At 54.0% G+C, this 19138-nt stretch carries 21 protein-coding genes and 1 other annotated feature; of the genes, 8 read left to right on the forward strand and 13 right to left on the reverse strand.

Translation table 11 applies throughout. From position 1 onward, the window contains the following. Positions 1 to 217 precede the first annotated feature (217 nt). From clpB to rluD, 3 genes are all read right to left on the reverse strand, one after another. Complete coding sequence (gene clpB, locus IM294_RS03840; protein ID WP_041908644.1) at positions 218 to 2791, reverse strand: ATP-dependent chaperone ClpB; 2574 nt, start codon at positions 2789 to 2791, stop codon at positions 218 to 220. 129 nt (positions 2792 to 2920) lie between these two features. Next, complete coding sequence (gene yfiH, locus IM294_RS03845) at positions 2921 to 3652, reverse strand: purine nucleoside phosphorylase YfiH (protein WP_126345019.1); 732 nt, start codon at positions 3650 to 3652, stop codon at positions 2921 to 2923. Further along, complete coding sequence (gene rluD / locus IM294_RS03850; protein ID WP_028014116.1) at positions 3649 to 4629, reverse strand: 23S rRNA pseudouridine(1911/1915/1917) synthase RluD; 981 nt, start codon at positions 4627 to 4629, stop codon at positions 3649 to 3651. The genes yfiH and rluD overlap by 4 nt, the downstream gene beginning before the upstream one ends. A gap of 131 nt (positions 4630 to 4760) precedes the next feature. On the opposite strand from rluD, the gene bamD reads away from it, so the two are divergent. From bamD to pheA, 4 genes are all read left to right on the forward strand, one after another. Beyond that, complete coding sequence (gene bamD / locus IM294_RS03855; RefSeq protein ID WP_023308867.1) at positions 4761 to 5498, forward strand: outer membrane protein assembly factor BamD; 738 nt, start codon at positions 4761 to 4763, stop codon at positions 5496 to 5498. 268 nt (positions 5499 to 5766) lie between these two features. Continuing rightward, a complete protein-coding gene (raiA, locus tag IM294_RS03860; RefSeq protein WP_003863162.1) occupies positions 5767 to 6108 on the forward strand; it encodes a ribosome-associated translation inhibitor RaiA in 342 nt (113 codons plus the stop codon). Between the two features lie 103 nt (positions 6109 to 6211). Beyond that, positions 6212 to 6337 (forward strand) — a sequence feature (Phe leader region). Beyond that, positions 6213 to 6260, forward strand: coding sequence for a pheA operon leader peptide PheL (pheL, locus tag IM294_RS03865; RefSeq protein WP_100249759.1), 48 nt, complete (start codon positions 6213 to 6215; stop codon positions 6258 to 6260). Its footprint overlaps the feature before it by 48 nt. Positions 6338 to 6367: 30 nt before the next feature. Next, entirely contained in the window at positions 6368 to 7528 is a 1161-nt protein-coding gene (gene pheA, locus IM294_RS03870; RefSeq protein ID WP_028014117.1) for a bifunctional chorismate mutase/prephenate dehydratase, read from the forward strand. Here the strand turns inward: pheA and IM294_RS03875 are convergent. From IM294_RS03875 to aroF, 3 genes are read right to left on the reverse strand one after another with little or no spacing between them, the layout of a single operon-like run. After that, positions 7525 to 8397 (reverse strand): SMP-30/gluconolactonase/LRE family protein, encoded by an 873-nt coding sequence (locus tag IM294_RS03875; protein ID WP_126817371.1) that lies wholly within the window; start codon positions 8395 to 8397, stop codon positions 7525 to 7527. The two genes, pheA and IM294_RS03875, sit on opposite strands and share 4 nt — an antisense overlap. 60 nt (positions 8398 to 8457) lie before the next feature. Beyond that, the gene (gene tyrA, locus IM294_RS03880; RefSeq protein ID WP_028014119.1) at positions 8458 to 9579 is read right to left on the reverse strand and encodes a bifunctional chorismate mutase/prephenate dehydrogenase; all 1122 of its coding nucleotides are present in this window, start codon (positions 9577 to 9579) and stop codon (positions 8458 to 8460) included. 10 nt (positions 9580 to 9589) lie between these two features. Next, the gene (aroF, locus tag IM294_RS03885; protein ID WP_041908638.1) at positions 9590 to 10660 is read right to left on the reverse strand and encodes a 3-deoxy-7-phosphoheptulonate synthase AroF; all 1071 of its coding nucleotides are present in this window, start codon (positions 10658 to 10660) and stop codon (positions 9590 to 9592) included. Between the two features lie 213 nt (positions 10661 to 10873). Between aroF and IM294_RS03890 the strand changes: the two genes are divergently transcribed. The 4 genes from IM294_RS03890 to IM294_RS03905 all read left to right on the forward strand — a co-directional run bounded on the left by IM294_RS03890 (position 10874) and on the right by IM294_RS03905 (position 13649). Then, on the forward strand, positions 10874 to 11248 hold the full coding sequence (locus IM294_RS03890) for a DUF2799 domain-containing protein (RefSeq protein WP_126817369.1): 375 nt from the start codon (positions 10874 to 10876) through the stop codon (positions 11246 to 11248). 228 nt (positions 11249 to 11476) lie between these two features. Then, positions 11477 to 11938 carry a YfiR family protein gene (locus IM294_RS03895; protein WP_370528543.1) on the forward strand — a complete coding sequence of 154 codons (462 nt, stop codon included), beginning with the start codon at positions 11477 to 11479 and terminating at the stop codon, positions 11936 to 11938. Then, complete coding sequence (dgcN, locus tag IM294_RS03900; RefSeq protein WP_049136910.1) at positions 11931 to 13151, forward strand: diguanylate cyclase DgcN; 1221 nt, start codon at positions 11931 to 11933, stop codon at positions 13149 to 13151. The genes IM294_RS03895 and dgcN overlap by 8 nt, the downstream gene beginning before the upstream one ends. 12 nt (positions 13152 to 13163) lie before the next feature. Further along, a complete protein-coding gene (locus tag IM294_RS03905) occupies positions 13164 to 13649 on the forward strand; it encodes an OmpA family protein (protein WP_088204855.1) in 486 nt (161 codons plus the stop codon). A 2-nt stretch (positions 13650 to 13651) separates the two neighbouring features. Here IM294_RS03905 and IM294_RS03910 read toward each other — a convergent pair whose 3' ends face one another. From IM294_RS03910 to ffh, 7 genes are all read right to left on the reverse strand, one after another. Beyond that, on the reverse strand, positions 13652 to 15022 hold the full coding sequence (locus IM294_RS03910) for a PepSY domain-containing protein (protein ID WP_126817367.1): 1371 nt from the start codon (positions 15020 to 15022) through the stop codon (positions 13652 to 13654). A gap of 39 nt (positions 15023 to 15061) precedes the next feature. After that, positions 15062 to 15466, reverse strand: a complete 405-nt coding sequence (locus IM294_RS03915) for a DUF2946 domain-containing protein (protein WP_126817365.1) — start codon at positions 15464 to 15466, stop codon at positions 15062 to 15064. A gap of 132 nt (positions 15467 to 15598) precedes the next feature. After that, entirely contained in the window at positions 15599 to 15946 is a 348-nt protein-coding gene (rplS, locus tag IM294_RS03920; protein WP_002914145.1) for a 50S ribosomal protein L19, read from the reverse strand. A 43-nt stretch (positions 15947 to 15989) separates the two neighbouring features. Continuing rightward, positions 15990 to 16757, reverse strand: coding sequence for a tRNA (guanosine(37)-N1)-methyltransferase TrmD (gene trmD, locus IM294_RS03925; RefSeq protein ID WP_003863138.1), 768 nt, complete (start codon positions 16755 to 16757; stop codon positions 15990 to 15992). Between the two features lie 31 nt (positions 16758 to 16788). Next, positions 16789 to 17328, reverse strand: coding sequence for a ribosome maturation factor RimM (gene rimM / locus IM294_RS03930; RefSeq protein WP_028014127.1), 540 nt, complete (start codon positions 17326 to 17328; stop codon positions 16789 to 16791). A 15-nt stretch (positions 17329 to 17343) separates the two neighbouring features. Continuing rightward, positions 17344 to 17592 (reverse strand): 30S ribosomal protein S16, encoded by a 249-nt coding sequence (rpsP, locus tag IM294_RS03935; RefSeq protein ID WP_022649067.1) that lies wholly within the window; start codon positions 17590 to 17592, stop codon positions 17344 to 17346. A 116-nt stretch (positions 17593 to 17708) separates the two neighbouring features. Next, positions 17709 to 19070, reverse strand: coding sequence for a signal recognition particle protein (gene ffh, locus IM294_RS03940; RefSeq protein ID WP_126817363.1), 1362 nt, complete (start codon positions 19068 to 19070; stop codon positions 17709 to 17711). Between the last annotated feature and the right edge of the window lie 68 nt (positions 19071 to 19138).

Consider the following 19138-nt stretch of genomic DNA (forward strand, 5'->3'; position numbering starts at 1 on the left):
TTTATTTTCGCTGTTCTCTGCTGACCCGGCGGCGTGTGTGCCGTTGTTCCGTGTCAGTGGAGGCGCATTATAGGGAGTAATTCCGAAGCTGCAAGGATAAAGTGAAAATTATTTACTGACTGCTCACTTTCCAGGCAAAACGCATCCCAGACCTCAATTTTCGCCTGGTTTTTAAACAAAAACGAGCCGCAAGCGGCTCGTTTTTGCGTTTTGTGACTTACTGCACTGCCACAATACGATCGTCGTTGGCTTCCAGACGGATAACTTTGCCCGGAATCAGTTCTCCGGAGAGGATCTGCTGCGCCAGCGGGTTTTCGATCTGCTGCTGAATAGCACGTTTCAGTGGACGCGCACCATAAACCGGATCGTAACCATTCTCGCTCAGCAGCTTCAGCGCATCGTCGGAGATGTGAATTTCATATCCACGCTCTTCCAGACGTTTGTACAGACGCTGCAGCTGGATCTGCGCAATCGACGCAATGTGTTTCTCACCCAGAGGGTGGAATACCACCACTTCGTCAATACGGTTAATGAACTCCGGACGGAAGTTATGGCTCACCACACCGAGCACCAGATCCTTCATATGGCTGTAGTCAAGTTCACCGAAACGTTCCTGAATCAAATCGGAACCCAGGTTCGAGGTCATGATGACGACCGTATTACGGAAATCGACCGTTCTCCCCTGCCCGTCTGTCAGACGACCATCATCCAGCACCTGAAGCAGGATGTTGAACACATCCGGATGCGCTTTTTCCACCTCATCCAGCAGGATGACGGAATAAGGACGCCGGCGCACCGCTTCGGTCAGGTAGCCGCCCTCTTCATAACCAACATATCCCGGAGGCGCACCGACCAGGCGCGAGACGGAGTGTTTCTCCATGAACTCGGACATGTCGATACGCACCATCGCATCGTCGCTGTCGAACATAAAGTTTGCCAGCGCTTTACACAGTTCGGTTTTACCGACACCGGTCGGCCCCAGGAACAGGAACGAACCGATCGGGCGATTTGGATCGGAAAGCCCAGCACGGCTACGGCGAATAGCGTTGGAGACCGCTTCAACCGCCTCGTCCTGACCAATCACCCGCTGATGCAGATCCTGTTCCATACGCAGCAGCTTATCGCGTTCGCTTTCCATCATGCGCGCCACCGGAATACCGGTCCAGCGAGCGAGCACTTCGGCAATTTCGGCATCCGTCACTTTATTACGTAACAGACGCATGGTTTTGCCTTCAGACTGCGTGGCGATCTCAAGCTGTTTCTCCAGCTCAGGGATTTTGCCGTACTGCAGTTCAGACATACGTGCCAGGTCACCCACACGGCGAGCCTGCTCAATGGCAATTTTGGCCTGTTCGAGTTCCGCTTTAATGGTCTGCGTGCCAGAGAGGGAGGCTTTCTCGGCTTTCCACTCTTCTTCCAGCTCAGAATACTGGCGCTCTTTATCGTCCAGCTCTTCATTGAGCATATCCAGGCGTTTCTTACTGGCTTCATCAGACTCTTTTTTCAGCGCCTGCTGTTCCAGCTTGAGCTGAATGATGCGGCGGTCGAGTCGGTCCAGTTCTTCCGGCTTCGAGTCAATCTGCATACGAATGCTCGACGCCGCTTCATCGATCAGGTCGATTGCTTTATCAGGCAACTGACGATCGGCGATATACCGATGCGAAAGCGTCGCCGCCGCAACGATGGCCGGGTCAGTAATCTGTACATGGTGGTGCAGTTCATAACGCTCTTTCAGACCACGCAGGATCGCGATGGTATCTTCAACGCTTGGCTCAGCAACAAACACTTTCTGGAAGCGACGTTCCAGAGCGGCATCTTTCTCAATGTACTGACGATACTCATCAAGCGTAGTGGCACCGACACAGTGAAGTTCACCACGCGCCAGCGCAGGTTTCAGCATGTTCCCGGCATCCATTGCGCCGTCAGCTTTACCGGCCCCGACCATGGTGTGCAGTTCGTCGATAAACAGAATGACGTTGCCTTCCTGTTTCGCCAAGTCGTTCAGCACGCCTTTCAAACGCTCTTCAAACTCACCGCGGTATTTCGCCCCGGCCACCAGCGCGCCCATATCCAGCGCCAGTACGCGGCGGCCTTTCAACCCTTCCGGCACTTCACCGTTTACGATACGCTGCGCAAGCCCTTCAACGATGGCGGTTTTACCGACCCCCGGCTCACCAATCAGTACCGGGTTGTTTTTGGTACGACGCTGCAGTACCTGAATCGTACGGCGGATCTCTTCGTCACGGCCGATAACCGGGTCAAGTTTGCCCTGCTCGGCACGTTCGGTCAGATCGACCGTAAATTTCTTCAAAGCCTGACGTTGGTCTTCGGCTCCCTGATCGTTCACGCTTTCACCTCCGCGCATTTTCTCAATCGCCTGAGTCACATTGGCGGTGGTCGCACCGGCAGATTTCAGCAGGTCGGTCAAGGTACCGCGTGATTCAAGCGCCGCCAGAACAAAGAGCTCCGACGAAATAAAGTTGTCCCCACGTTTTTGCGCCAGCTTGTCGCAAAGGTTCAGCACGCGCACCAGATCCTGCGACGGCTGCACATCGCCGCCGGTACCTTCTACCTGCGGTAAACGGCTCAGCGCCTGATCGATAGCGGTGCGTAACTGGCCAGCATTAATGCCAGCAGACGTTAATAAAGGACGTACCGATCCCCCTTCCTGATTCAGCAAGGCGCTCATTAAATGAAGAGGTTCGATGAATTGGTTGTCGTGCCCCAGTGCAAGGGACTGGGCATCGGCGAGAGCAAGCTGGAATTTATTAGTAAGACGATCCAGACGCATAACTCCTCCCATAACAGGTCAAATTTGCTACTGGAGATTAAATGAGGTCATCCCTCAATTATTCAAGGTTAATGACCTGAATTATGTGAAAAGAAAACGGCACGTGCCGGATCGTCTTGATTCTTTAGGTTATATCAGCCAAATGAAACTTGCCATACGACCCGTCGTCTTGTCGCGGCGATAGGAGAAAAAATCATCCTTTTCGGTGAACGTACAGCGATCGCCGCCGAAGATCTGCGTTACGCCAATATTATTCAGACGCTGGCGGGCAAGCTGGTAAATATCCGCCAGATATTTTTCCCCGGCAGGCAGGAAGGCCTCAATGGCTTGCGGATCTTTTTCCATAAATGCTTCGCGAACCTCCGGCCCCACTTCAAAAGCATGAGGGCCAATCGCCGGACCTAGCCAGGCCATGATATTGGCGGGATCATCATTGAAGCAGGCGACGGTCTCTTCCAGCACGCCCTCGCATAAGCCACGCCAGCCCGCGTGCGCTGCTGCCACCTCCGTACCGGCACGGTTACAAAACAGAACCGGCAGACAATCGGCGGTCATTACGGCACAAACCGTGCCCGGCGTATTACTGTAAGAAGCATCGGCGCGTTTGGAAGCGTAAGGTTCTCCCGTCAGCTTCAGTACCGCTTTGCCGTGAACCTGCTCCAGCCAAACCGGCTTCGACGGCAGATTTCCTGCAGCAAACAGACGCGTGCGGTTCTCTTCAACGTGTTCCGGGCTATCGCCGCAGTGCGCACCGAGGTTTAAAGACTCCCACGCGCCCTGGCTCACGCCGCCAATACGGGTCGAACTACAGGCGGCCACGCCTGCAGGCAGCGGCCACTCCGGGACAATCAGTTTGGTCATAACCAGTCCACTTGATCCTTATGTTCTTCGAAATCGGCACGCATGGCATCAATGAGTTCCACCATATCCTGCGGGATAGGCGCATGCCATTCCATCTGGATACCACTGATCGGGTGATAAAGACGCAGCATGGTCGCATGCAGCGCCTGACGATCGAATTTACGCAATACGCTGATGAACTCATCCGACGCGCCTTTTGGAGGACGCGGACGACCGCCGTACACCTGATCTCCCACCAGCGGATGGGTAATGTGCGCCATGTGAACGCGGATCTGGTGAGTACGACCGGTTTCCAGGCGCAGGCGCAGGCGGGTATGAATACGGAAGTGCTCCATAATGCGATAGTGCGTCACCGCCGGTTTACCCATCGGATGCACCGACATATGGGTACGTTTCGTCGGGTGACGGCTGATCGGCTCTTCTACCGTGCCGCCAGCGGTCATGTGTCCAATCGCCACCGCTTCATATTCGCGAGTAATCTCACGCAGCTGCAGCGACTCCACCAGACGGGTCTGAGCGGGAACGGTCTTCGCCACCACCATCAGGCCGGTGGTGTCTTTATCCAGACGGTGAACGATGCCTGCACGTGGGACATCCGCAATCGGCGGATAATAATGAAGAAGTGCGTTAAGTACCGTACCGTCTGGATTCCCTGCGCCCGGATGAACAACCAGGTCGCGCGGCTTGTTGATCACCAGAATGTCATCATCTTCATAGACGATGTCCAATGGGATATCCTGCGGCTCGAAGCGGATTTCCTCTTCGATTTCAGCATTGATGGCAACAGCTTCCCCACCAAACACTTTCTCTTTTGGTTTGTCCCAGATCTTGCCGTTTACCAGCACGCGCTGGTCAAGGATCCATTCTTTTATACGTGAACGCGAATAATCAGGGAACAATTCGGCCAAAGCCTGATCTAAGCGTTGACCGAGCTGATTTTCGGAGACTGTTGCGGTGAGTTCTACTCGTTGTGCCATAAACTGCTTCTTTGTTTAACGTTGGGTTTTACGGCTTTGCCGTTTAATATAGTGTGCTATTGTAGCTGGTCTTAATCGGGAGCAGGAACAGAGTTTCTCCCGGACAAACATTTGAGGAAAGTCAAAACGTCATGACGCGCATGAAATATCTGGTGGCAGCGGCCACGTTGAGCCTGGCTTTGGTGGGCTGCTCCGGTTCGAATGAACAGGTCCCTGACAATCCGCCGAATGAAATCTATGCGACTGCACAACAAAAGTTGCAGGACGGTAACTGGAAACAGGCGATAACGCAACTGGAAGCGTTGGATAATCGCTATCCATTTGGTCCGTATTCGCAGCAGGTACAGTTAGATCTTATCTACGCCTACTACAAAAATGCCGATCTGCCGCTGGCTCAGGCAACTATCGATCGTTTCATGCGTCTGAACCCGACTCATCCTAACATCGACTACGTCATGTACATGCGCGGCCTGACCAACATGGCGCTGGACGACAGCGCCCTGCAGGGCTTCTTCGGCGTAGATCGCTCCGACCGAGACCCGCAGCATGCGCGCGACGCCTTCAATGATTTCTCCAAGCTGGTGCGCGGCTATCCGAACAGTCAGTACGTCACCGACGCGACCAAACGTCTGGTGTTCCTGAAAGATCGTCTGGCGAAATATGAGTACTCCGTTGCGGAATACTATACCCGCCGTGGCGCATGGGTTGCTGTGGTTAACCGCGTAGAAGGTATGCTGCGTGATTATCCGGATACTCAGGCTACGCGTGACGGCCTGAAGCTGATGGAAAATGCTTACCGTCAGATGCAGATGACAGCTCAGGCTGAAAAAGTGGCGAAAATCATCGCCGCGAACAGCAGCAACACTTGATATCGCTTCAATGCAAAACGGCAGCCCGAAGACTGCCGTTTTTTTATTCAATTCAGACATCCGCTGAAGCGCTTTAGCCTCAACACATCCCGTCAACTATGACCGTAATTCGTACCTTCCACAAGGTAAATCTCATCTCTTCCTGCCCTGCCTCACAAAAAAGATTCCCTGACAAAAACCGACAAAATAACGTGATCTAAATCACACATTTTGACATTAGGTCGGGTATGCTGGAATCACCAAGACGGAAAGACAAGAGGTAAAATTTATGACAATGAACATTACCAGTAAACAAATGGAAATTACTCCGGCAATTCGCCAGCACGTCGCAGACCGTCTCGCCAAACTGGATAAATGGCAAACACATTTGATTAATCCACATATCATCCTGTCCAAGGAGCCCCAGGGTTTCATCGCTGACGCAACTATCAATACTCCAAACGGCCATCTGGTCGCCAGCGCAAAACATGAGGATATGTACACCGCTATTAACGATTTGATCAACAAGCTGGAACGGCAGCTCAATAAAGTGCAACACAAAGGTGAAGCCCGTCGCGCCGCAACGTCGGTGAAAGACGCCAGCTTCGCGGAAGAAGTTGAAGAAGAGTAATCCTTTAAATTGAGTGTACCGCCAACGCGCCTTCGGGCGCGTTTTTTATTGACAGGGTGAAAACAGTACGGGTACTTTAACGGTATCAATCACAGGATGACTTTATGAAACTTACGCCGTTCTTCTTCGCATTCTTTTTTACCTTCCCCTGAACGGGAGGCGTTTCGTCGTGTGATAAAGAATGCGAAGACGAACAACAAGGCCTCCCACACCGGGGGGCCTTTTTTATTGATAACGATAAAATGAGACAGGCAACACTATGACACCGGAAAACCCGTTACTGGATCTGCGAGTAAAAATCAGCGCGCTGGATGAAAAATTACTGGCGCTGCTGGCCGAACGTCGCGCCCTCGCCGTTGAAGTGGGCAAAGCCAAGCTGGACTCCCATCGCCCGGTGCGTGATATCGACCGCGAGCGCGATCTGCTGGAGCGTCTCATCCAGCTCGGTAAAGCGCATCACCTCGATGCCCACTACATCACCCGGCTGTTCCAGCTCATCATCGAAGATTCCGTTCTGACCCAGCAAGCGCTACTCCAGCAGCATCTCAATAAAACCAACCCGCACTCGGCGCGCATCGCCTTCCTCGGGCCTAAAGGCTCCTACTCTCATCTGGCCGCACGCCAGTATGCCGCACGTCATTTTGAAGAGTTTATTGAGAGCGGCTGCGCAAAATTCGCCGATATTTTTAACCAGGTTGAGACCGGCCAGGCGGATTACGCCGTGGTGCCGATTGAAAACACCAGTTCCGGCGCCATTAACGACGTCTACGATTTACTGCAGCACACCAGCCTGTCGCTGGTCGGCGAGCTGACGATCCCTATCGATCACTGCGTGCTGGTCTCCGGTTCAACGGACCTGAACACGATCGAAACGGTCTACAGCCATCCGCAGCCTTTCCAGCAGTGTAGCCAGTTCCTGAACCGCTATCCGAACTGGAAAATTGAGTACACCGAAAGCACCTCGGCGGCAATGGAAAAAGTAGCGCAAGCCAACTCCCCAACCGTTGCTGCGCTCGGCAGCGAAGCGGGCGGCGCGCTGTATGGCTTACAGGTTCTTGAACGCAATCTTGCTAACCAGACGCAAAACATCACCCGCTTCGTGGTGCTGGCCCGCAAGGCAATCAACGTGTCAGACCAGGTGCCGGCGAAAACCACGCTGCTGATGGCGACCGGCCAGCAGGCGGGCGCGCTGGTAGAAGCCCTGCTGGTGCTGCGCAACCACAATTTGATCATGACCAGGCTGGAATCACGCCCAATCCACGGTAATCCATGGGAAGAGATGTTTTACCTCGATATCCAGGCCAACCTGGAATCTGCATCCATGCAGAAAGCCCTGCGCGAACTGGGTGAAATTACCCGTTCAATGAAAGTGCTGGGCTGCTATCCGAGCGAAAACGTCGTCCCGGTCGATCCAAGCTAGCATTCGATAAAACGGCTTTTCTTCATCCCTGCCACATTAACCGGCAGGGTGAAGACGGCTCCGGAAAGCGGATACTTCGCCACCTCCTCCGCATCCATATTTTCCCGCGTGGTGGTAATGAACAGCGTTTTCATATCATCGCCGCCAAAGCAGACCATCGTAGGGCAACGCACCGGCATGCGGTATTCTTCCAGTTGCTCCCCTTGTGGAGAAAAACGCGCGATACGCCAGCCGTCAAACAGCGCGCTCCAGTAGCAGCCTTCCACATCCATCGCCGCACCGTCCGGTATCCCTTCGCCCTCATTAAACTGCCGAAACACCTCGCGCCTGCCCGGTTCGCCCTGCTCATCAAGCGGGGTACGGAAGATCACACCGTTGGGCGTGTCTGAGGTAAACATCCACTGCTTATCCGGGCTAAACGCCAGGCCGTTGTGCCCGTGGATATCGCACTGGATCACCTTCGGCGTCAGGTCGTTGTCGATGCGCATCAGCAGGGCGCCGTTGTAATCTCCCGGCCCCCAGAACGTGCCCGCATAGAACCGGCCCTGATGGTCGGTGCCCCCATCGTTAAAACGCGCCAGCTGCGGGTTAGAGGGGTTATCACACACCTTGCGGCGCAGCAGTCCGTGTTTATCGGTCAGCCAGATGCCCGTGCGCATCGCAACGATAAAACCACCCTGCTCGCGCAGCGCGAAACAGCCCACCTCCTCGTGGAAAGAGAGCACGGTATGTTCCGCCGTCGGCAGGTGGTAGCGGTGGATCTCCCCTTCCAGAATATCCGCCCAGTAAAGCGCATTTTCTTCTGCGCTCCACGTCGGGCATTCGGGCAGATGCCCGGTGTAGTTCAACAGCAGCTGCGGTTCAGCCATGACAGTTCCCCAAAATGAAAAAAGCCAGCATTGCTGGCTTTCAGTATATACATCATTGGATTACTGGCGACTGTCATTTGCCTGGCGCAACAGCGTGCGGCTTTCACTCTGGAAACGCGTGGCGTAATCGCCGAACCAGTGCTCCACTTTGCGGAAGCTGTCGATAAACGCCTGCTTGTCTCCGTGCTCCAGCAGCGTAATGGCTTCGCCAAAGCGCTGATAGTAGCGCTTGATCAGCGCCAGATTATTTTCAGACGACATGATGATGTCGGCGTAAAGCTGGGGATCCTGCGCAAACAGACGCCCGACCATCGCCAGCTCAAGACGATAGATGGGTGAAGAGAGCGCCAGCAGCTGTTCAAGCTGCACGTTCTCTTCCGCCAGATGCAGACCGTAGGCAAAGGTCGCAAAGTGGCGCAGCGCCTGAATGAACGCCATGTTCTGATCGTGCTCGACCGCGCTGATGCGGTGCAGCCTCGCGCCCCAGACCTGAATCTGTTCCAGGAACCATTGATAGGCTTCCGGCTGACGGCCGTCGCAGTAAACCACCACCTGCTTCGCCAGGCTGCCGCTGTCCGGGCCAAACATCGGGTGCAGCCCGAGCACCGGGCCCGTATGCGCAGCCAGCATCGCCTGCAGAGGACCGTTTTTAACGGAAGCCAGATCCACCAGAATGCAGTCTTTTGGTAAAGGAGGAAGCTTCCCGATGATCTGCTCCGTCACGTGGATCGGCACGCTGACGATAACCATTCCGGCATCTTTCATCAGTTCCGGTGCTTGTGCCCAGTCCTCTTTTTCCAGAATGCGTACCTGATAGCCAGAAAGCGTCAGCATTTTCTCGAACAGACGCCCCATCTGCCCTGCTCCGCCAACAATCACCACCGGACGCAGGGACGGACAGAGGGTTTTAAAGCCCTTGTCGTTTTCGCTGGAATAGGATTCCCGCATCACGCGACGCAGAACATCTTCAATCAAATCCGGCGAAACGCCCAGCGCCTGCGCCTCTTTACGACGAGAGGCCAGCATTGAGGCTTCGCGCTCCGGGACGTAAATCGGCAGGCCGTATTTGCTTTTCACCTCACCGACTTCGGCAACAAGCGCCATGCGGCGCGCCAGCAGGTCCAGCAGCGCCTTATCCACTTCATCAATTTGATCGCGCAGTGCGGTCAATTCAGCAACCATAACTACCCTCTTAAGCCAGACGCGTCGCCAGCTGGCCGCTTAAATCTTTATGGATCTCACGCAGCAGCGCATCGGTGGTTTCCCAGCTGATGCAGGCATCCGTCACGGAGACGCCGTGCTTCATCGCGCTGCGCGGCTGTTCTGATGACTGATTACCTTCATGAATGTTGCTCTCAATCATCAGGCCGATAATCGAACGGTTTCCGTCTTTGATCTGTGCGACCACGGATTCCGCAACCGCTGGCTGGCGACGGTAATCTTTATTCGAATTACCATGACTGCAATCTACCATCAGTGCCGGACGCAGTCCCGCCTGTTCCATCTCTTTTTCACACTGCGCCACGTCCGCCGGGCTGTAGTTTGGCGCTTTACCGCCGCGCAGGATCACATGACCGTCCGGGTTGCCCTGCGTTTGCAGCAGGCACACCTGGCCCGCCTGGTTGATCCCAACAAAGCGGTGCGGCATGGCGGCGGCGCGCATGGCGTTGATCGCTGTCGCCAGGCTGCCATCGGTACCGTTTTTAAAGCCAACCGGCATCGACAGGCCAGACGCCATCTCACGGTGGGTTTGCGATTCAGTCGTACGCGCACCAATTGCGGACCAGCTAAACAGATCGCCCAGGTATTGCGGGCTGTTTGGATCCAGCGCTTCGGTTGCCAGCGGCAGCCCCATGCTGACCAGTTCCACCAGCAGGCGACGCGCAATCTTCAGGCCTGCTTCCACATCAAACGAGCCATCCATGTGCGGATCGTTGATCAATCCTTTCCAGCCAACCGTCGTGCGTGGCTTTTCAAAATAGACGCGCATCACCAGATAGAGGCTATCGCTGACCTCCTCCGCTAATGCTTTAAATCGACGCGCATACTCAATGGCGGTTTCAGGATCGTGAATAGAGCAAGGACCACAAACCACCAGCAGGCGCGGATCGCGGCCGGCGATAATGTCAGAAATGGTCTGGCGAGAGTGCTCGATCTGAGCCTCCTGCGCGGCGCTCAGCGGAAACTCCGCTTTCAGTTGATCCGGGGTAATCAAAACCTGTTCGTCAGTGATATGTACGTTGTTCAGCGCGTCTTTTTGCATGATAGCGATCCTGTAAAGCTCGTTTGCGATAGTTGTTTTCCTCAGTGAGGTGAAACCACGATACCATAAAAAGTAAACATTTCAATCCAAAATACGTACACATTAGTTTACATTGGCACAATAAAGGCAAAAATCAGCCGCTAAAATCGTAAACTTTAAATTACAGTCTAAATTTCTCCCGCCAGGCTATGCTGAAGAAAAAGGAGAAGGGTTATGCGATCGATTGCTTTCGTCCTGCTGTCGCTGTTTTTATCGGGCTGCCAGATTAATCCTTACACTTTCCAGCCCAACTGGACGAGCCCGGACTGGTTAAGCGCGGGTAAAGAAGACGCCATAAATGGCCTGCCGGTTAAAGATAACCAGACTCTGGCCGATAGTTTTAACGACCCCCACGTCGATCGTAATGAATATCTTCGCGGCTATGCTGATGGTCAGAAGAAAGTGTGTGAAGAAGGCTTTATTCATGCATGGGGATTAGCGGGCAAATCTTATCCAGCCAGTTGTGATACTGTTGAAAATGCAGCGAAACTGCATGCGTCATGGCAAAAAGGTATGGATGAAAGTATGCGTTCCAGCAGGCTTAATTAAGTCTGCTTTTATTCTTTAGAAAATAAACAACTGTAGGATTTAGCTTAGGTCAGCCATGGGCTATTTCTGACATAATGACGGTTCTGATAAACAATGGTATTCTGCCCGCAACTCTTAAGGACATCTATTTCCGGAGCGGTACGGCGGATTCTGGTGAGAAATTTATACTTGAACTCTTTGTTCCGACTCACTCTGGTGCTAATGCTGTTCCTTATGGTGGGCCCGGCGATGGCAGGCGCGCTCTCGGAGACAGATAAATCGGTACGTTCTATTGTCTCAGGCATAGTGAGTTATACGCGATGGCCGTCGCTTTCCGGTCAGCCTAAACTCTGCATCTATGCCACTTCTCACTATACGCACGCGCTCAGCGAAAACCAGGGGCATAACGAGTTACCTTATACCCCCGTTATTGTACGTAACGATCGGGAAGCCCTGGCCGCGACATGCGATGCTGTTTATTTCGGGACTGAACCACCTGCGAAACAACTTGAATTAATAAGTCAATATCAGGGCAGAGCATTGCTATTAATCTCAGAGCAAAATCCGGAATGTGTTATTGGCAGCGCCTTTTGCCTGATAATCGATCGTGGCCAGGTGCGATTTTCCGTCAATCTGGATGCGTTGACACGCAGTGGCGTCAGGGTTAACCCGGATGTATTGATGCTTGCACGGAATAAGCAGCATGGATAAAGATTTCATCTCGACGCAGCGTCCGACCTTTAAAAGAACGCTGAGGCGAAACAGCATGATAAGCGTCATCATCACAATGACGTTAATATGGCTGTTGCTCTGTTTTGCCTCGGTCGTAACATTAAAACAATACGCGCAAAAAAATCTCGAATTAACCGGCGCCACAATGAGCCACAGCCTTGAAGCCTCTCTGGTTTTCAACGATTCACTGGCGGCCAATGAAACGCTCGCTGCGCTGGGTAAGCAGGGGCAGTTTGCCGCAGCAGAAGTCATCAACGGGCATAAAAAGCGCTTTGCCTACTGGTCCTGGAACCCGAAGGATAATAACGACACGCTGGGGGCGCTGGTCAGCCGCTGGCTTTTCCCCGTTCCGGTTGCGCAGCCCATCCTGCACAACGGCGCGAAGATAGGTGAAATACGTCTTACCGCGCGTGACAGCCTTATCAGCCATTTCATCTGGATGTCGTTTGCCGTCCTCACCGGCTGTATTCTTTTTGCAACCGTCGTCGCGCTCACCATTACCCAGTCTCTGCACCGCGGCATGGTCACTGCGCTGCAAAATATCACCGACGTTGTGCATGACGTCCGCACCAATCGCAACTTTTCCCGTCGGGTGAAAGATGGGCGCATTGAAGAATTCCATCAGTTTGGAGAAGACTTCAACAGCCTGCTGGACGAGATGGAGGAGTGGCAGCTTAAGCTACAGGCGAAAAACGCTCAGCTGCTTCGTACCGCCATGCACGACCCGCTCACCGGTCTTGCTAACCGCGCTGCGTTTCGTAACAGTATTGCGGCATTAATGAATGACCCCTCGGCAAAAACAAACTCGGCCCTGCTCTTCCTCGACGGTGATAATTTTAAGTTTATTAACGACACCTGGGGACACGCGGCAGGAGACTGCGTGCTGATTGAAGTCGCCAGCAGGATGGTGGAATTTGGCGATAAACGCCATCAGTCCTACCGCCTTGGCGGTGACGAATTTGCCATGGTGCTGTACGGGGTGCATTCTGAACCAGAGGTTCAACACATTTGTGCTGCGCTAGCGCAGCAGTTTATCCGTCCGTTTGATCTGCATAACGGACAAAAAGCATCGATGTCACTCAGCATTGGCTTTGCTCTGGCGTGGGAAAATGCTTCCGTGGAAGCATTACTGGAGAGGGCTGACCGCAACATGTACCAGGTTAAAAACCAGCGTACGAAAACAATAAGTTAGAAAGGATACACTATGTTAAAACGTTACTTCGCGCCGTTAATTATGGCCTCACTGGTTCTGGCAGGCTGTCAGTCGCCGCCCCAGGGCAAATTTACTCCTGAGCAAATCGCGGCGATGAAGTCATACGGTTTTAACGAACTGAACGGCGACTGGTCGCTTGGTATGTCGGACACCATCCTCTTTGATAAGAATGACGCCAGACTGCGCCCGGAAAGTGAAACACAGATCCAGTCCATGGCCTCTCGTCTGGCGAAAACTGGCCTGAATCACGCGCGAATGGACGGTCATACGGATAATTACGGTGAAGCAAGCTACAACGAAGCCCTGTCGTTAAAACGCGCCAATGCCGTGGCCGACGCCTGGGCGAAAGGCGCGAATATCCCGCGCAGCAATCTCACCACCCGGGGATTAGGCCAAAAATATCCGATTGCGAGCAACAGCACTGCACAAGGGCGCGCTGAAAACCGCCGGGTGTCAGTGGTGATCAGCGCGCCATAGGATTATTTAGCGGATGATTCGGTGAGCGACACGCCTGTTGCCGCTCGCCAGCGCAGCCAGTCAATCAGAACAAACAGCGCCAGACTCACGCCCATCACCGGCAAAGCCAGCCCCAGCAGTGCGCTGATGACCACAGTAACACCTCTTCCCCACCCTGACAGCGCCAGCCAGCTCTGAGTAAGCGTCTGCACCGGACTCATTGCCGACTGTGCCGGACGACGCATCCACCACATCCGGTATCCCCAGATGATAAGCACGCACAGGGCAAGGCCGAAAGCAACGAGCAGCAGCTGATTCACCAGCCCGAATAAGATCCCCATATGGAAATCCACGCCCCAGCGGGTCAGCTTTGCCATGAGCGGGAAGTCCTCGAATCGGGTTCTGTCGAGGATCTGCATCGTACCGGGATCAACCGCAACGGCGTCCACCTGAGTCGGCCAGCTGCGGTCGATTTCCGTTACTGTCCATGCGCGATCCATTGTTTTCGCCGGGCGGATCTCCAGCCTGTTGGCATCAATCCCCGCTTTACGCGCCGCGCTTAACACACCATCAAACCGCGTCAGATCTATCGCCATTTCCGGCATCATCATTCCGCCGTGATGGCCACGGTGTTCGGCGTGCTCATCCACGCTCTCCGGCACGCCGGATAGCGTCGTATTCACCTGCGGGGTTAGCCAGTTCAACTCAGCGCGCAGCTTATCAACATTCCCCCCCGCCCACTGGGACCAGGTCAGGCCGGTTGCAGAGAAGAGCAGCATGCCCCCCAGTAATATCCAGCCGAGCGTCACATGCACCCGACGACGGTTCTGGAAGCGATTGTTAATCCGGCGTTTTGGTCGGGTATAAAACCACAGGGCAATCCCTCCCAATGCGGCCACCCACATCCAGGAAGCGGCCAGTTCGCTATAGAGCCGCCCGATATCGCCCAGCATCAGAGAGGTATGCAGATAATCAATGGTCTGACGCAGCGGTAAAATCCCGCTGGTGCCGTACACCGTCATATCCCCCCGCACCGCCAGGCTTACCGGATCGATAAAGATCGCCCGGTTTTCCGAGGGCCCAAGTTTCGGGTCAGCAAACATCACGCGGGTGGTTTCACCTTCAACCAGTCCCGGACGAACGGCGTGCAAACGCAAATCTGAGCCAACGGCCTTTTCCGCCGTGGCGATTTGTTCCGCCAGCGGCTTCGGCTCGCCCACGGAATCCGTATGGAGCGCGTGCCGGTAGAGCGCATTCTCGAGCTGCGGGGTCGCCACGTACAGCGTACCGGTCAGCGCGGCGAAGAAGATAAACGGGCCGACAAATAGCCCGACGTAGAAATGGAGGCGACGCAGCAGGTTTCCCCATGCCGCGCGCGGAGTGCAGGTAGTCATACTTTTCCTTTTTAAGGCAAAAAGTTATCGATTGAGTTTTTAAAGGGAAAAAGCAGACTGCCGCGGCGGCGCGCGGGTATCAGGGTAAAGCCAGGGGAAAAAGTGCCAGTGGCTGACCGCCTGACGTGGCGGCTTAACGCGAAGCCTCTGCAGCACGATACTGAGCAGCACAATCAGCGCGAGCATCACGCCCGGCACGTGGGCTAACAGCACGCAGTAGCCGCACGCCTCCGCATGGTCGACAGGCATCGTGTAAGGCATATCGCCGTGATGCTCGTCCATCGACATCATGCTCATGTCATGATGCATGCCCGGCATGGCGCTCATTGGGTCTTTCTGCAGCGAGACGGAGATAAGGGGTGCCACCACGATCAGCAGGATCGCAAACAGCGCGGTCAAAGCCGCTGCGCGTTTCCGGTTAGGCTGATGCAGTACGTTATCCACTACCCCTCCATTCAAGAGGCAAGCATTGTAAATGATTTATGACGAAAGGGTTAATGCGAGAGGTGCGATGGGATAAAAAAAGGGCCAGCCTTTCGGCCAGCCCTTTCTAACAGGATGTCGCTTAAGCGAATCTTAGTTCAGACGCTCTTTAATACGAGCAGACTTACCAGTACGCTCACGCAGGTAGTACAGTTTAGCTTTACGTACAGCACCACGACGTTTAACAGCAATGCTGTCAACTACCGGAGAGTGAGTCTGGAAGACACGCTCAACGCCTTCGCCGTTGGAAATTTTACGAACAGTGAATGCAGAGTGCAGACCGCGGTTACGAATAGCGATAACCACGCCCTCGAATGCCTGCAGACGTTTTTTGGAACCTTCAACAACCCATACTTTCACTTCCACGGTGTCACCTGGACGGAAGGAAGGTACGTCCTGCTTCATCTGCTCTTGTTCAAGTTGCTTAATAATGTTGCTCATAATTTAATCTCTTATCCTGGGTAAACTGATATTCGGGAGCGTATTACGCCTTCCCATCATGTTCATGCTGCTGGTGCGCGTGTTCAGTTTTGAACTCGGCCAGCAACTTTGCTTGCTCTTCAGTCAGAGCCAGGTTTTCCAGAAGTTCAGGTCTTCTAAGCCAGGTTCGGCCCAGCGACTGCTTCAAACGCCAGCGACGTATCTCGGCATGGTTTCCTGACAGTAACACTGCCGGTACTTCCATCCCTTCTAACACTTCAGGACGAGTATAGTGTGGACAGTCCAGCAACCCATCAGCAAAGGAATCTTCCGTTGCCGAAGCTTCATGGCCCAGTACCCCCGGAATAAACCGGGCGACGGAGTCAATCAGCGTCATTGCCGGTAACTCACCACCGCTGAGAACGTAATCGCCGATAGACCATTCTTCGTCAATCTCGGTTTGAATTACGCGCTCATCTATCCCTTCGTAGCGCCCACAGACCAGAATCAGCTTTTGATTCGTCGCCAGTTCGCTCACGCCCGCTTGATCAAGCTTGCGTCCCTGAGGTGACAGATATATCACCTTTGCGCCTTCACCTGCCGCGGCTTTTGCTGTGTGAATGGCGTCCCGTAAGGGTTGCACCATCATTAGCATCCCCGGTCCGCCGCCGTAAGGACGATCGTCCACGGTACGGTGCCGGTCATGAGTAAAGTCACGAGGACTCCAGCTCTGGATGCTCAGCAGGCCATTCTTTACTGCCCGGCCAGTTACCCCGTAATCGGTAATCGCGCGGAACATTTCAGGAAACAGGCTAATTATGCCAATCCACATAGCGCCGTCTTTTACCGTTTATCCGGAGAATTTAAAAACCAGGATCCCAATCTACTTCAATGGTTTGAGTAGCGAGATCGACTTTCTTGATAACCTGTCCATCGAGGAACGGGACCAGCCGCTCCTTGATGCCAAATGCATCTTTCAGGTTTGCCTTAATGACGAGAACGTCATTTGACCCGGTTTCCATCATATCGATGACTTTCCCCAGGCTGTAACCTTCAGTGGTGACTACCTGGCAGCCCATAAGGTCTTTCCAGTAGTAGTCGCCCTCTTCCAGCTGTGGCAACTGCGACGAATCCACGACAATTTCACAATTAGTCAGCGCATTCGCGGCATCACGATCGTCAATGCCTTTCAGCTTGATGATGATGTCCTGATTGTGGTGACGCCAGCTTTCCAGCTCGACCTCTTCCCACTTACCGGCTTTCTGGATGAACCAGGGCTGGTAATCAAAAATGCTATCAGCGTCTTCAGTGGAGGAAAACACTCTGAGCCAACCACGGATACCGTAGCAAGAACCCATTTTTCCCAATACGATCGGTTCAACAGGTGCTTTATTGCTCATCATGACCACCGTGACAGATTAAGCTGCTTTGTTTGCTGCTTTGATCAGCGTAGCAACGCGATCGGAAACAGTAGCGCCCTGGCCAACCCAGTGAGCGATACGATCCAGATCCAGACGGGTTTCTTCTTCTGCGCCAGAGGCCAGTGGGTTGAAGAAACCAACGCGCTCGATGAAGCGACCGTTGCGTGCATTACGGCTGTCAGTCACAACAACCTGGTAGAACGGACGCTTTTTAGCGCCGTGACGTGCTAAACGAATAGTTACCATAACATCCTCTTGTGTGAATAAAACAACCGGGCCCCATCGAGGAACGGAGCCCGGGTGTCATATTAAAAGCCCGAAAATTTTACTCATTTTCGGGCAAAAAGCAATCTCAAAAGCGATTAACGCCCTGGAAAACCGGGAGGCATCATGCCTTTCATGCCGCGCATCATCTTCGCCATGCCGCCTTTCTTCATTTTCTTCATCATGCGCTGCATGTCGTCGAACTGTTTCAGAAGGCGGTTAACGTCCTGCACCTGCATGCCGCAACCGGCAGCGATACGGCGCTTACGGGAACCTTTGATGATTTCTGGCTTGGCTCGTTCTTTCAGCGTCATGGAGTTAATGATCGCCTCCATACGCACCAGCACTTTGTCATCCATCTGGGATTTAACGTTGTCAGGGATCTGGCCCATGCCCGGCAGTTTGCCCATCAGGCTTGCCATGCCGCCCATGTTTTTCATCTGACGCAGTTGCTCAAGGAAGTCGGTCAGATCGAAACCGTCGCCTTTTTTCAGCTTGCTGGCGAGTTTTTCAGCCTGCGCGCGGTCAACCTTGCTCTCGATATCTTCGATCAGCGACAGCACGTCGCCCATGCCGAGGATACGGGAGGCGATACGGTCCGGGTGGAACGGCTCCAGCGCTTCGGTTTTCTCGCCCACGCCGAGGAACTTGATCGGCTTACCGGTGATATGACGAATAGAAAGCGCCGCACCGCCGCGGGCGTCGCCGTCGACTTTGGTCAGCACCACGCCGGTTAACGGCAGCGCTTCGTTAAACGCTTTCGCGGTATTCGCCGCATCCTGACCGGTCATGGCGTCAACAACAAACAGGGTCTCTACCGGGTTGATAGAAGCGTGCACCTGCTTGATTTCGTCCATCATCGCTTCGTCAACGTGCAGACGACCGGCGGTATCCACCAGCAGCACGTCGTAGAATTTCAGCTTCGCTTCTTTCAGCGCGGCGTTAACGATGTCGACAGGCTTCTGGGCAACGTCGGACGGGAAGAAGTCCACGCCGACCTGCTCGGCCAGCGTTTCCAGCTGCTTGATCGCCGCCGGGCGATAGACGTCCGCAGAGACCACCAGCACTTTCTTCTTGTGCTTTTCGCGCAGGAATTTACCCAGCTTACCGACGCTGGTGGTTTTACCCGCACCCTGCAGGCCCGCCATCAGCACCACGGCCGGCGGCTGAGCCGCCAGGTTAAGCACCTGGTTCTCTTCGCCCATCGCCGAAACCAGTTCGTTACGAACGATTTTGACGAACTCCTGACCCGGGGTCAGGCTCTTGTTAACTTCATGACCAACCGCCTTCTCTTTTACGCGGTTGATAAAATCACGAACAACCGGCAACGACACGTCTGCTTCCAGCAGCGCCATGCGCACTTCGCGCAGCGTTTCCTTGATGTTCTCTTCAGTAAGGCGTCCGCGGCCGCTGATGTTGCGCAGCGTGCGCGACAAACGATCGGTTAAATTATCAAACATTGTCTCTCGCCTGAGTAGAAACGTTGGGCCGCATTGAGCGACACATACACAGAATTTTGCCGGAGTAT

This window comes from Enterobacter cloacae complex sp. P43RS (assembly GCF_014930585.1).
GTDB classification, from domain to species: Bacteria; Pseudomonadota; Gammaproteobacteria; order Enterobacterales; family Enterobacteriaceae; genus Enterobacter; species Enterobacter bugandensis.